The sequence below is a fragment of the Pseudomonas sp. QD4 genome, assembly GCF_049199125.1.
GTDB lineage: Bacteria > Pseudomonadota > Gammaproteobacteria > Pseudomonadales > Pseudomonadaceae > Aquipseudomonas.
This window is the reverse complement of the sequence record NZ_JBLZOM010000015.1, coordinates 1-13,052: the sequence shown is the minus strand read 5'-3', so window position 1 is coordinate 13,052 and position 13,052 is coordinate 1. Positions and strand designations below refer to the sequence as shown.

9 protein-coding genes and 2 pseudogenes are annotated in these 13,052 nt (G+C 63.4%); 5 read left to right on the top strand and 6 right to left on the bottom strand.

Annotation, left to right across the window (positions count from 1 at the left end; all coding sequences use genetic code 11):
• Nucleotides 1–54: 54 nt before the first annotated feature.
• From ACOZJV_RS34470 to ACOZJV_RS34460, 3 genes are all read right to left on the bottom strand, one after another.
• Complete coding sequence (locus ACOZJV_RS34470; RefSeq protein ID WP_421549592.1) at nt 55–1,983, bottom strand: amidohydrolase; 1,929 nt, start codon at nt 1,981–1,983, stop codon at nt 55–57.
• A gap of 232 nt (nt 1,984–2,215) precedes the next feature.
• On the bottom strand, nt 2,216–3,706 hold the full coding sequence (locus ACOZJV_RS34465; protein WP_421549591.1) for an aldehyde dehydrogenase family protein: 1,491 nt from the start codon (nt 3,704–3,706) through the stop codon (nt 2,216–2,218).
• A 300-nt stretch (nt 3,707–4,006) separates the two neighbouring features.
• The gene (locus ACOZJV_RS34460) at nt 4,007–4,585 is read right to left on the bottom strand and encodes a DUF4337 domain-containing protein (protein WP_078473872.1); all 579 of its coding nucleotides are present in this window, start codon (nt 4,583–4,585) and stop codon (nt 4,007–4,009) included.
• A gap of 174 nt (nt 4,586–4,759) precedes the next feature.
• Here ACOZJV_RS34460 and ACOZJV_RS34455 point away from each other — a divergent pair, with 174 nt between their 5' ends.
• Nucleotides 4,760–5,203 (top strand): hemerythrin domain-containing protein, encoded by a 444-nt coding sequence (locus ACOZJV_RS34455; protein ID WP_078473871.1) that lies wholly within the window; start codon nt 4,760–4,762, stop codon nt 5,201–5,203.
• Nucleotides 5,204–5,254: 51 nt separating this feature from the next.
• Here ACOZJV_RS34455 and ACOZJV_RS34450 read toward each other — a convergent pair.
• The 3 genes and pseudogenes from ACOZJV_RS34450 to ACOZJV_RS34440 form a co-directional block, all read right to left on the bottom strand.
• Nucleotides 5,255–6,199, bottom strand: a pseudogene (locus ACOZJV_RS34450) (methyl-accepting chemotaxis protein); the annotation flags it as partial.
• A 348-nt stretch (nt 6,200–6,547) separates the two neighbouring features.
• Nucleotides 6,548–6,820 (bottom strand): annotated as a pseudogene (locus ACOZJV_RS34445) (PAS domain-containing protein); the annotation flags it as partial.
• 474 nt (nt 6,821–7,294) lie between these two features.
• A complete protein-coding gene (locus tag ACOZJV_RS34440) occupies nt 7,295–7,963 on the bottom strand; it encodes an HAD family hydrolase (protein WP_421549590.1) in 669 nt (222 codons plus the stop codon).
• Between the two features lie 407 nt (nt 7,964–8,370).
• On the opposite strand from ACOZJV_RS34440, the gene peaA reads away from it, so the two are divergent.
• The 4 genes from peaA (at nt 8,371) to peaD (ending at nt 12,930) form a co-directional block, all read left to right on the top strand.
• Nucleotides 8,371–9,951 (top strand): quinohemoprotein amine dehydrogenase subunit alpha, encoded by a 1,581-nt coding sequence (gene peaA / locus ACOZJV_RS34435; protein ID WP_421549589.1) that lies wholly within the window; start codon nt 8,371–8,373, stop codon nt 9,949–9,951.
• 81 nt (nt 9,952–10,032) lie between these two features.
• Nucleotides 10,033–11,463 carry a quinohemoprotein amine dehydrogenase maturation protein gene (gene peaB / locus ACOZJV_RS34430; protein WP_078473867.1) on the top strand — a complete coding sequence of 477 codons (1,431 nt, stop codon included), beginning with the start codon at nt 10,033–10,035 and terminating at the stop codon, nt 11,461–11,463.
• A 1-nt stretch (nt 11,464) separates the two neighbouring features.
• A complete protein-coding gene (gene qhpC / locus ACOZJV_RS34425; protein ID WP_078473866.1) occupies nt 11,465–11,788 on the top strand; it encodes a quinohemoprotein amine dehydrogenase subunit gamma in 324 nt (107 codons plus the stop codon).
• Between the two features lie 23 nt (nt 11,789–11,811).
• Nucleotides 11,812–12,930: a quinohemoprotein amine dehydrogenase subunit beta gene (gene peaD, locus ACOZJV_RS34420; RefSeq protein WP_078473865.1), complete on the top strand. Its 1,119-nt coding sequence runs from the start codon at nt 11,812–11,814 to the stop codon at nt 12,928–12,930.
• The last annotated feature ends 122 nt before the right edge of the window (nt 12,931–13,052 follow it).

Sequence of the window (13,052 nt, the reverse complement as noted above, 5' to 3'; positions counted from 1 at the left end):
ATGGCTGAAAAAAACCGGGGGCTCAAGCAGCCCCCGGTGTGCACTGGCCAGCGGTCAGTTATGAGGGTTGAGGTACACCCGCTGGCCGCCTTTCCAGGTTTCGCAGACTTTGATGTCGCGAATCTGGGTGGCCGGGAACTTCTCGTCCAGCGGGTCCTGATCGAGGATCACGAAGTCGGCGAAGTTCTGATCCTGCAAGGACCCGGTCCAGGCCTCGGCATGGCACTGCCAGGCGGCGTCGTAGGTGATGGCTTTCAACGCCTGCTTGCGGGTCAGGCACTCGCCTTCATTGAGGATGGGTTGCAGGCGCGGATCGTCGATAAAGGTCGGGTCCACAACACTTTTGCGGATGCCTTCCATCTTGCGGGTGATCGCCTGCTCCATCGAGCGCAGGGGCCCCAGGGGGGTGACCGAGTAGTCGCTGTGCAGGGAGATCCGCAGTTTGTAGTCCAGGGCCGACTTGCAGAGGTCGAGCATCTCCTCGGCCTTTTTTTCGAAAATGGCTTTATCGAAGGCGTAGCCCCAGTACCCGACATGGCCAATCAGAAAGCTCGGCGACAGGCCCAGTTGCTGCATGGTCTCCAGGGTGCTTTTGTTCAGCAGCGAGCAGTGTTCGATGCGATGGCGCTTGTCCAGGCCGCTCTTGCCCTGCAGGGCGAGGCCATAGGCTTTCAGGGTGAATTCGATGGCCCGATCGCCGTTGGCATGAATCATCAGCGGCCAGCCTTTTTTCACCGCCGCGTGGATGAATTCCCTGTATTTGACCGGGAGAGCTGTCGGGGTGTCTTCGCCCTTGTCGCAGAAATTGAAGTTGCCCACCGGGCGGTCGTTGGTCTGGCAGCAGTAGTCCGCGATCTGGTAGCCGGTCAAGCCCTGGTTGGAGCCATCCGAGATCACCTTGATCGAGCCTTGATACATGTATTTGGCCTCTTCCCGCGTGGCCGGTCGGTAATCGGGCAGCAGTTTGAGGATTTCCAGCGAGTTGTTGCAGGAGGCGGCGTAGCCGATCCGCAGCTTTCTGGGGTGCGTCAGGAAGTAGGCGTTCAGTACCAGCTTTGACAGGGGATCCACCATCGCGTCGTACAGCAGGGTGATCCCGCGGCTGGAAGCGGTGTCGAAGAAGGTGTCGAGGCGCTTGAAAATCTTCAGCATTTCCAGCTTCTGCTTGGCGGGAATCGACAGGATCCCGGCCACTATCTGGGTTTCCTGCAGCACACCGTTCTCGGCCATGACCCCGGTTCGTTCATGAACCAGATCCCTCGCCGCCGTGTTCATGTAGGCGGTGTGCATCGACGCGCTGATCAGCAGCATCGGACGCTTGGACTCGATGGTGTCCAGGTAGCCCTCTTCGGGCGTGTCGCCACATTGCAGGGTAATCAGTTGGTTCAGGCCGCCCTCAACCACCTTGAACGGCATCAGCGCCGGATCGACCAGGTGCCCGAGGATCCAGCTCGAACTGTCCTCGGGCAGGTTTTTCTGAATGGTTTTCGTCAGCCAGTCCCAGGTATAGAGCGGCCGCAGGCGCTGGCTTTTTTTCTCTGTGTGCGGGTCGGTATCGGCGTCGTCGGGCTCGATCGCGCCCAGGTTCAACCAGCCATCCATGGCGCAGCTTTGCACGATGTGGGCGTGGGGCTCGACCAGGCCGGGCAGCAGGGTCTTGCCGTGCAGGGACTGTTTCTTGTAGTCGATGCCCAGGGCCTGCATGCGGGCTTCGACGTCGGCCAGGGTGCCGGAGGCGACCACGTCGCCGGCATGGATGCCCAGGGCGTCGACCCGATCGTCCATATTGCCGTCGCGCAAGGGGTAGATGATGCCGTCATGAAACACCAGGGACTCGCCGTTCGGGTCCTTGACCGGGCCATGTGCGGCGTTGGGGTGGCTGGCGATATAGCTGGCGGGGTCGAGGGTGTCTTTTAGCGCCTCCCAGACGGGGTTGTGGCAACCGCACTGGATGTAATCGTGATCATTTCCATTTGATCCCATGATGCTTTCCTCAGGTTTTCGGTGGTGATGAGGCGTTGTGGGTGGATGAGCCGGGACTCCTCAAGCGAGGTAGCGAGCCGGCTCGGGCTGAGCGTAGCAGCGCTTTGCGCCGTGCACAGGGCGGTCGTCGGCAGGCGCCGGACCACCTCCGGCGCCCCTGGCGGGGAGCATTTCCTCTAGCGCTGGCCGCCAGGATTTGCCTGATCAACCGAGGGTTCCCGGTAGTTGCCGATCAGAGCTTGATCAGCACCGATTTCAGCTCGGTGTAGTGCTCGATCGCCGCGTAGCCCATTTCCCGGCCGACCCCGGACATTTTGTAGCCGCCAAAGGGCAGTGCCGGGTCCAGGGCGCTGTGGCAATTGACCCAGACCGAGCCGGACTTGATCCGCGGGATCATCCGATGCACCGCCGCCAGGTCGTTGGACCAGATGCTCGCCCCCAGGCCGTAGGGGCTGTCGTTGGCCATGCGTAGGGCGTCGGCTTCGTCGTCGAAGGGGATCGCCACCAATACCGGGCCGAAGATTTCCTCCTGCACCAGGGAGTGTTTCTGGTCGACGTCGACAATCACTGTCGGCTTGACGAAATACCCCGGCCCGAACTGCTCACCGCCACAGGCGATGGTGGCGCCGCTTTCGCGGCCCATTTCGATGTAGCGGTAGACCCGCTCCTGTTGCCGCGCCGAGATCAGTGGGCCCATGTCGACGCTGGGGTCCAGGCCGTTGCCGAGCTTCATGGCGTTGGCGATGCCGGCGATATCGGCCACCACGTTGTCGAAATGCTTGCGCTGCACATACAGCCGCGAACCGGCGCAGCAGACCTGGCCCTGGTTGAAGAAAATCGCGCTGGCAGCGCCGGCGGCGGCACTGCCCAGGTCTGCGTCGGCCATGACGATGGTCGGCGATTTGCCGCCCAGTTCCAGGGTGACCCGGGTCATGGAGTCCATGGCGATCTTGCCGATTTCCTTGCCCACGGCGGTGGAGCCGGTGAAGGTCAGCTTGTCCACCAAAGGGTTGTGGGTCAGGGCCGAGCCGGCGGTGATGCCGGTGCCGGTGACCACGTTGAACACGCCTTCGGGGTAGCCGGCTTCGAGCACCAGTTCGGCCAGTTTCAGGGCGCTGAGCGGGGTTTCATCCGCCGGCTTGAGGACCACGGTGCAGCCGGTGGCCAGGGCCGGGCCGAGCTTCCAGCAGGCCAGTAGCAGCGGGAAGTTCCAGGCCACGATGGCGCCGACCACGCCCACCGCTTCGCGACGGATAAAACTGTGGAACTGGTCGTCCGGCATCAACGGCAGCGAGACCTCGACGCTGGAACCCTCGATCTTGGTCGCCCAGCCGGCCATGTAGCGCAGAAAATCGATGGACAACTGCACATCCATGACCTGGGCCACCGCCGCGCTTTTGCCGTTGTTCAGGCATTCCAGCTGCGCCAGCAACTCGGCATCGCGCTGCATCAGGTCGGCGAGTTTCCACAGCAGGTTCTGCCGCTCGCGAGGGCGGGTGCGGGTCCAGGCCGAATCGTCGAAAGTGTGCCGGGCGGCGAGGACTGCGCGGTCTACATCGTCAACCGTGGCGCGTGGCACCAGGCACAGTTGCTCGCCGGTGGCCGGGTTGCGCAGGGGCATGGTCTGGCCATCGGCGGCCTCGACCCATTCGCCGCCGATCAACATGCGCGGCGCGCGCTGGATAAAAGCCGTGGTGGCCGGGAGCAGAGAAGAAACAGACATGGCAAGACCTCTTGTTGGGCATGAGGCAAGGTCTTTCGCAATGGCTGTGCCAGTTGTGCCATCGGCGTCCAGGCCGCCGTTTTGCAGGGCCTGGCGCCCGCCGAGGGGCAAGCCGGCGGGGCCTTGTGTTCGCAAACTGCGACAGCCTGTGAGACGGGGGAGACGATAGAGCTCAGGTAGCCGCTGCCGCCAGGCTGCGCTGGCCGGGATGGGCGGCGTGGGGTGTCAGGTGTATTTGGGGGGTGAGTGAGGGCCAGCGCAGCCTTCGGCAGCGGCTACGGTATGGGGGCGCCGTGGCGGTTATAGGTGCAGCCAGGCCAGGCCTCCCAGCAGCACGCTGGCGCTGGCGGCGGTGTAGGCGAGTTTTTTCAGCCATTCCTTGCGGGTCAGCAGGGTGATGGCGGCCAGGGAGATGGCGATCTGAATCGCGGTCATGGCCTGGGCCCAGCGATGGTGCTGATGCAGGGCGGCTTCGGATTTGTCGTCCCACTCGCGGGCTTGCGCTTCCAGGGCTTCGGCTTGCTGGCGCAGCCCTTCCTTCTGCTCCTGGTAGCGATGGGCCTCGCCGGCGTAATGCGCGGCATCGAGCCCGGGGATGTGCACTGCCAGTTCCGCCAGGTTCTGGCGGCTGGATTTGGCCTGGTAGTAGTTCCACTGGTTGGCGGCTTCGGTCTTCTTCATTGCCGCATTGTTCTTGTCCATCGCCGCTTCACTTTCGGTGGACCCCGCCTGGTAGCTGAGCAGTGCGCCCAGGGTGGCCATGATGGCGGTCATCACCGCGATCTTGCTGGCAAAGGTATCGCTCAGGGCATGGGCGTGTTCGGCCACGTGTTCCAGGTGTTTCTCGTGGGGGCTGGGCACTTCGAAGTCTTCGGTCATGGCCGTGATCTGCGGGAGGGGAGAAAGTATCAAATTGTAACTGCGGCCCTGGACCTGCGTTGCCGTAGCCGGCTTCTGTTCAGCTTCCCGACAGCCCGCACGGGATTGGGTTGAACTGCCGCCTCGGCGCCAGGGTCTAGGCAAAGATGGCCCCATAAACCTGGAGGATTGCCCTTGAACATATTCGAAGCCCTGCGCGAAAGTCACGACCGGCAGCGCAGCTATGCCGAGGCTCTGGTGCGCACTTCAGGCGACACCCCCGAGCGCACCGCAGCCTATGCCCAGCTCAAGGCCGAGTTGCAGGCCCACGAGACGGCCGAAGAGCGGTTTTTCTACGTGCCGCTGATGGAGCACGACAATGGCGTCGACCTCAGCCGCCATGCGATCTCCGAGCACCACGCGATGGATGAGTTGATGGAAGAGTTGGACGAGACCGAGATGTCGAGCCCGGCCTGGCTGGCCACGGCGAAAAAACTATCGGAGAAGGTGCATCACCATCTGCATGAAGAAGAGCAGAAGTTCTTCCAGATGGCCGGCAAGATCCTCGACGACAAGCAGAAGGACCAATTGGCCAATGGCTACGTCAAGGAGTACGAGCAGCAGTTGACCGCCAATTGACCCCGGTAGTCGGCCCCAGACGCCGCCTGGCAGCGGGCCTGGGGCTGACGGCTAGCGGTTGAAACGCTCCACCAGCGAGTACTGGGTAGTGGCGGTCTGGGTCAGTTCCTGGCTGACCTGTGCCGAGTGATGGGCCTGTTCCGACGATTGGTCGGCCAGCTCGGCAATGGTGCTGATGTTGCGGCTGATCTCCTCGGCGACGGCGCTTTGCTCTTCTGTGGCAGCGGCGATCTGGGTGGTCATTTCAGTGATGTTAGCCACCGCTTCGCTGATCCCCACCAGGGCCTTGTCGGCCTCCAGCACCCAGGCCACGCCTTCTTCGGCCTGACGCTGACCGTGCTCCATGGTTTGCACCGCGTTATTGGACGAGCTCTGCAACTTGCTGATCAGGTCGTGGATTTGCGTGGTGGATTCGGCCGTGCGCTGCGCCAGTTGACGGACTTCATCGGCGACCACGGCAAACCCGCGCCCCATGTCCCCGGCCCGGGCCGCCTCGATCGCGGCGTTCAGGGCCAGCAGGTTGGTCTGGTCGGCAATGCCTTTGATCACATCGACCACGCTGCCGATCTGGTTGCTGTCGCGGGCCAGTTGGGCCACGGTTTCCCCGGTTTCCCCGACCACGTTGGACAGTTTCTGGATCGCCTCGCGGGTATCGCGGGCCACTTCGCGGCCACGGCGGGTCAGCACATTGGCTTCCTGGGTGGCGTCGGCAGTGCGTTGCACGTGGCTGGCGACTTCCTGGGTGGTGGCGGCCATCTGGTTGACCGCGGTCGACACCTGTTCGGTTTCGGCGCGCTGGCGGTCCAGGCCGCGGGAGCTGTCGACCGCCAGGCTGCCTGCGCGGCGCGCCTGTTCGGTGAGCTGTTCGGCGGTGTCCTGCAAGCGCGTGAGGCAGGTTTTCAGGCGGGCATCCTGGCTGACAAAGGCCGTCTCCAGCCGCCCCTGGTCACCCTGTTGATCGCTGTACATCTGCGCCAGCAGCCCATCACACGTGGAGGCGTCGGCCAAGTGCAGCAAGCGCTGGGCCGCAGCCTGCTGGCGCTGCCAGGCGAACAGCCCGAGGGGCAGCGACACCACGGCGCTCAGGGCAAAGGCCAGGGGCGGGGCAAGCAGGGTGGCACTCAGGCTGCCGATCAGGGCCATGGCCAGCAACGGCAGCCAGCACAGCAGCGCCGGTTGCCAGCGCTGGCGGCTCGGGATTGCTGCGCGGCCCTGGTTCAGACGCTGGTACAGCGCTTGCGCGCGGCGGATCTGGTCGGCGGTGGGCTTGACCCGTACCGACTCGTAACCGACCACCTGGCTGCCTTCGAAAATCGGCGTGACGTAGGCGTTGACCCAATAGTGGTCGCCGTTTTTCGAACGATTCTTGACGATCCCCATCCACGGATTGCCCAGCTTGAGGGCCGCCCACATATGGGCAAAGACCGCGGGCGGCACGTCCGGATGGCGCACGATATTTTGCGGCGCGCCAATCAGGTCGGCCCGATCGAAACCGCTGATTTCGACGAACGCGTCGTTGCAGTAAGTAATGACTCCGCGAGCATCGGTGGTCGAGATGAGTTTTTGCTGTGCGGCGAGCGCCACCTCACGTTGGGTGACGGGTTGATTGTTTCTCATTGCTGTTGCTCCCTGGATCCTGTGCAAACACCATCGGCAGACGCGTGCGATTACTGAGTTTTGTCTTCAAAAAAACCTTAAATAACAATTGGTTGCCTAAGGCTTTCTGGCGCTTCGGATCTGCTGAGCTGGGTTTTCCGTTGTCTGGAACAAGCTGAAAAACGGTCCACCTGCAAAAACAGGCCCGCGTGTTGGCGGGCCTGGCTGGGTTTTTTGCAAGTGACGACTATCAATCTAGGCGAGTACCAGAAAAAGCGCCGGGACTTTGGGACATGTCCGATGGAATGCCCCGGGCCATAGACCTATATTGCTGCAGCTCGCCCAGCCTAAGGGGGGTGTTTCGACATCAAGCAACACGGTCGAAATAAATGGGCGAGCTTCTTTTCTCTCTCTGCCGGTTCCTGGCAGATCACCTGCTCAAGACGTTTCAGGCACTGCCCATCGGGCGGTGTTTTTGCGCTGGGCGTGTTTCACCTAGGGCCTGGCGCCGAGCATGCGTTCGATCTGCTGCCACAGGAGCGGGTCGTTGAAATCCTCGATCACCAGATGGGCGCCGGCGGCGAGCAGGGTTTCGCGGCTTTGGCTGGTGGCCAGGCCCACGGTGAAAATCCCTGCCTTGACTGCGGCGGTCAGGCCGGGAATCGAGTCCTCGAAGGCCAGGCTGCTGTCGGCCCGTGCGTTCAGGCGCTCAAGGCCGGTGAGGTAGGGCAGGGGATCGGGCTTGGCCCGGGGCAACTCTTCGGCCACCAGCACGGTCTCGAAACGCTCGCGCAGGCCCAGTACCTGCAACATGTGCTCGGCGTTGGCGCGCGGCGCGTTGGTCACCACGCACATGCCGATACCTTGCTCGCGGGCGAAGTCCAGCAGGCGCACCAGGCCTGGCATCGGGGTCAGTTGGGGCGACAGTTGGCGAAAGCGCACTTCCTTGCGGTCGGCGAAGGCTTCATGTTCAGCCACCGACCGGTGTGGAAACAGGTAGCGGCACATATTGGCATTGGCCTGGCCACTGACGTGGGCTTCGAACTCGTCGGCGGTAAACACCCGGTCGTCCTCCTCCAGCAGCAATTGTTGCAAGGCCAGAAGGTGCAATTGGTCGGTATCGGTCAGGGTGCCGTCGAGGTCGAAAAGCAGAGCATTGAGCATGTCGGGGTTCCTGTCTGGCCACGTCCGGGCCGGTGGGCTGAAGCGGTTAAGCGCGCATCCTAGCAGGCTTGCCCGATCAGCGGACCAGGCGCTTCGGGTTGCGCCTCGTCCCGTGCGTCGCGCTCGACACAATCGGCCTTTACAGGCGCGGCGCCTGCGCCATGCTGCTGTATCAGACTGAGAACCGTGTCGCGAAATTGAACGGCAGCCCGGGCCCGGAACTGCCCCGTATTGTCACCAGGCGCCGACAAGCCTTTGATTCAGTGAACAATAATAAGCTGGCACGCTCCGTGTATTGCTCACCGCAGACGTTTCTCTTGCCTCCATGACCGGCCTTGCCGGGCGTGGCAGAAACCATAAAAACGACACACTAAAAATAAGAAAGCTCCGTGGGAGGTTTGACGTTGATGAAGAGAAAAATCCGAGCAGGCATGACCAGCGGCCTGCTGGCGATGGCTGTATGCAGTGCCTTGCATTCCCCGCCCACACTGGCCGCGCGCGATGCCCCCAGCATCCTCCGGGAAACCTGCCAGGGCTGCCACACGCCCGAGGCCGACAATGGCCTGAGCCGCATCAGCCACCAGCGCAAGACCCCCGAAGGCTGGCTGATGAGCATTGCCCGTATGCAGACCATGCATGGCTTGCAGATCAGCGATGACGACCGGCGCACCCTGGTCAAATACCTGGCCGACACCCAGGGCCTGGCGCCCAGCGAAACCGATGGCGTGCGCTACGCCCTGGAGCGGCGCCTGAACACCGTTGAGCAGTTCGACGAACAGACCAGCCAGATGTGCGGCCGCTGCCACTCCGGCGCGCGGGTCGCGCTGCAACGGCGGCCGGCCGAGGAATGGGAGCGGCTGGTCAACTTCCACCTCGGGCAATGGCCGTCCCTGGAATACCAGGCGCTGTCCCGCGACCGGGACTGGTTCGATCTCGCCCGCAAGGACATGGTGCCGCTGCTGGCCAAGCGTTACCCCCTGGACAACCCGGCCTGGAAGCAATGGCTGAGCCGTGCGCCCAAGGCCGAAGCCCTGGTGGGCGACTGGAGCTTCAGCGGTCACCTGCCGGGCAAGGGTGAACTGGCCGGGGTCATGAGCGTCGCCGCCGACGGCAGCGATCAGTTCAAGGTCAGCGTCAAGGGCCGGTACGCCGACGGCAGCCCGTTCAATGGCGAGGGCAGTGCGATCCTCTACAGCGGCTACGAATGGCGCGGCAACGTCAGCATCGACGGCGTCACTATGCGCCAGGTATTCGCCGCCCAGGGCAACGTCCTGCAAGGGCGGATGTTCGAGGCCGAGCACGACGAACGCGGCCTGGACTTTATCGCCGCCAAGCAGGGCTCCAGCCGTTTGCTGGCGGTGCAACCGGGCTACCTCAAGGCCGGCAGCGAAACCGAAGTGACCCTGATCGGCAGTGGCCTGCAAGGCCAGCCGGACTTTGGCAAAGGCGTGCAAGTGCTCGAAGTCGTCAGCCACAGCCCGGAGCAGATCAAGGTCCGGATCAAGGCCGCGGCCAATGCCCAGCCGGGCCTGCGCGCGGTCAGCGTGGGCGCGCTCAAGGGCGTGAACCTGGCGCTGTACAGCGCCATCGCCGAAGTCAAGGTGGTGCCGGCGTTCTCGGTGGCACGCATTGGCGAAGGCGGCGGGTCGACGCCCAAGGTCCAGGGGCGGTTCGACGCCGAAGCCTGGGGCAAGGGCGCCGATGGCAAGCCGTATCGCATCGGCGTATTCCCGGCGCAGTGGAAGGTCGAGGCCTTCGACGAGCGCGCCAAGGAAGACGAAGACGTCAAGTTCGCCGGGCAGATGCAGGCTGACAGTGGCGTGTTCACCCCGGGCGACGCCGGGCCGAACCCGGCGCGCAAGATGTCCACCAACAACGCCGGCAACCTCAAGGTGATCGCCGCCGTCGACGACTCAGGCCAGTCCCTGACCGGCGAAGGCCACCTGATCGTCACCGTGCAACGTTGGAACAATCCACCCATTCCATGAGTTGTTCGATGCCTTGGGCTGTAACGACTTTTCTGGAATGACCGCCGCCCCTGAACCCCGGGGTGAGCACAGGAGATTGCGATGGGCGCTATTTTGAATCTGGTCGAGCGCAACCTGCACGAAGTGCAGGTGGACGCCGACCGCATGCTGTTCCATATCCCCAGCAGTTCGCTGTTTGCCAGCGATGCACTGACCGGCAGCATCATCGATGCCTTGCGTGGCCCGGGTTGCTCTTCGGACGACCTGGTCCAGCGCCTGGCCAGCCACTATGGCGGCGCTGAAGTGGTCGAGACCCTGCGCGAGCTGATGGCCCTGGAACTGGTCAGCGACGGCTCGCCACTGACCCCGGACATCGGCACCAAGCGGGTCGAGCGCACGGCGATCAACACCGTGGTGCTCAACGTCAACACCGGCTGCAACCTGAGTTGCACCTACTGCTACAAGGAAGACCTGGACAAGCCCTCGGCCGGCAAGAAGATGGAGATCGACACCGCCGTGGCCTCGGTGGAGATGCTGCTCAAGGAATCGCCGGACGAAGAGCGCTTCACGGTGGTGTTTTTCGGCGGCGAACCGCTGAGCAACCGCAAGCTGATCGAGTACATGGTCGACTACTGCGAGAAGCGTTTTCGCGAGGCCGGCAAGTTCGTCGAGTTCGTCATGACCACCAACGCCACCTTGCTCACCGAAGACACCGTGGACTACCTCAATGCCCACCGCTTCGGGCTCTCGGTGAGCATCGACGGGCCCAAGACCGTGCACGACCGCAACCGCATCACCGTGGGCGGGCAGGGCACCTATGACGTGGTGCGGCGCAAGGCCGAAATGCTGCTGTCGCGCTACAACAGCCGGCCGGTGGGCGCGCGGGTAACCCTGACCACCGGGGTCACCGACGTCGAGACCATCTGGGATCACCTGTTCAACGAACTGGGTTTTGCCGAAGTCGGTTTCGCCCCGGTGACCTCGGGCGATATCAGCAGCTTCAACCTGTCGAGCGAGGAGTTGATCGAAGTCTTCGCCAACATGAAGAAGCTGGGGCGGCGTTACCTGGAGGCGGCCCTGGAGCACCGCAATATCGGTTTCTCCAACCTGCACCAGCTGATCACCGACATCCACGAGGGCCACAAAAAGGCCCTGCCGTGCGGCGCCGGGCTGAAGATGCTGGCGGTGGACCACAAGGGCGAACTCAACCTGTGCCACCGCTTTACCGGGTCGTCCCTGCCGACCTTCGGCAACGTCCACAGCGGGGTCAAGCAGGTGGAGTTGAATGACTTCCTGTCCCAGCGCCTGGACCGCACCAACACCGGCTGCGAGGACTGCCAGATCCGCAACCTGTGCTCCGGCGGCTGTTACCACGAAAGCTATGCGCGCTACGGCGACCCGACGCACCCGACCTATCACTACTGCGAACTGATGCGTGACTGGGTGGATTTCGGCATCGAGGTCTACACCCGGATCATGGCTCACAACCCTGCGTTCATCAGCAGTTACATCACTCCGCGCAAGGCCCACTGATATGAAACATCTCAAGCCGATCAACAACAAAGCCCAGAAGCTGGAACAGGCCGCCGCCGAAAACCGCATCGAAGAAGTGGTGGCGATGAACTCCGTGGCCGGTTGCGCCTCGACCACCGACCCGGGCTGGGAAATCGACGCCTTCGGTGGCGTGTCCTCGCTGTGCCAGCCGATGGAAGCCGACCTCTATGGCTGCTCCGACCCTTGCTGGTGGCCGGCCCAGGTGCCGGACATGATGAGCACCTACCCCGACTGGAACAAGGACGCCCAGGCTTCCAACGACAACTGGCGCAACCTCGGCACCGTCTTCCCCAAAGACAAGTAACCGGACAGCACAAGGATTCCAGCATGCGAGCTATCACAGTATGCGGCCTGGCCGCCGGCGCGGTTCTCAGCGCCTGTTCCATCACCGCGTTGGCTGATGAGGGCCTGGCCCTCAACAGCGGTCACGAATACATGGTGACCACCAACTACCCGAACAACCTGCACGTCCTCGACCTGGCCAGCGACAGCCTGTACAAGACCTGCCAACTGCCCGACGCCTTCGGCCCGGGCACGGTACAGCTGTCGCCGGACCGCAAGATCGCCTATGTGTTGAACAACCATTACGCCGATGTCTACGGCGTTGAGCTCGACAGCTGCAAACAGGTGTTCCACGCCAGCATCACCCAGCAGCCGGGGGAGAAGGCCCGCTCGATGTTCGCCTTCACCGTCAGCCACGACGGTAAGGAGCTGTACACCGTGGCCAACCCGACCCAGATGCTCAACGACCGCTACGAGGTCAAGCAGCCACGACTGGATGTCTACGCCACCGACGCCGGGATGAACGCCAAGCCGCTGCGCAGCTTCCCCGCGCCGCGCCAGCTGACCATCATGCAGAGCGGCGACGACGGCACCCTGTATGTGGCCGGCGCCGATGTGTACAAGGTCAACGTACAGACCGGCAAGTTCGATGTGCTGATCCCCAGTCGGCACTGGAAACGCGCCAACTACAGCGCCCCCGACGTGCTCTACGTGTGGAACCAGCAGACCTTCCGCCATGACTTCTCGCTGCTCTACACCGCCGCCAAGTTCAAGGACAAGAAGCAGGACCCGGCCACCGCCGACTACCTCTACGGGCTGTTCAGCGTCGACCTGAAAACCGGCAAGACCGAAACCACCGACTTCGGCCCGCTGACCGAAATCTACTTCAGCGGCATGCGCTCGCCCAAGGACCCGAACCTGATGTTCGGCGTGCTCAACCGCCTGGCTAAGTACGACATCAAGCAGAAGAAGCTGATCCAGGCGGCAACCCTCGATCACTCCTACTACTGCATTTCATTCAACAAGGCGGGGAGCAAGATCTACCTGGCGGGGACCTTCAACGACGTGGCGATTTTCGACGCCGACAGCATGAAGCAGATCGGCAGCATCAAGCTGCCGGGTGGTGACATGGCGATCACCACGGCGCAGATCTTCGTCCGCTAGACCCGCCCACCTGGCGCGGGGGGGGGGGGGGGGGGGGGGGGGGGGGGGGGGGGGGGGGGGGGGGGCGGGGCGGGGGGGGGGGGGGGCGGGGGCGGCGGGGGGGGGGGGGGGGGGGGGGGGGG

Bases quoted from the DNA above. Each gene is read 5' to 3' on its own strand.
- ACOZJV_RS34470 (WP_421549592.1), bottom strand. From the start codon at position 1,983: ATGGGATCAAATGGAAATGATCACGATTACATCCAGTGCGGTTGCCAC.
- ACOZJV_RS34465 (WP_421549591.1), bottom strand. From the start codon at position 3,706: ATGTCTGTTTCTTCTCTGCTCCCGGCCACCACGGCTTTTATCCAGCGC.
- ACOZJV_RS34460 (WP_078473872.1), bottom strand. From the start codon at position 4,585: ATGACCGAAGACTTCGAAGTGCCCAGCCCCCACGAGAAACACCTGGAA.
- ACOZJV_RS34440 (WP_421549590.1), bottom strand. From the start codon at position 7,963: ATGCTCAATGCTCTGCTTTTCGACCTCGACGGCACCCTGACCGATACC.
- peaA (WP_421549589.1), top strand. From the start codon at position 8,371: ATGAAGAGAAAAATCCGAGCAGGCATGACCAGCGGCCTGCTGGCGATG.
- peaB (WP_078473867.1), top strand. From the start codon at position 10,033: ATGGGCGCTATTTTGAATCTGGTCGAGCGCAACCTGCACGAAGTGCAG.
- qhpC (WP_078473866.1), top strand. From the start codon at position 11,465: ATGAAACATCTCAAGCCGATCAACAACAAAGCCCAGAAGCTGGAACAG.
- peaD (WP_078473865.1), top strand. From the start codon at position 11,812: ATGCGAGCTATCACAGTATGCGGCCTGGCCGCCGGCGCGGTTCTCAGC.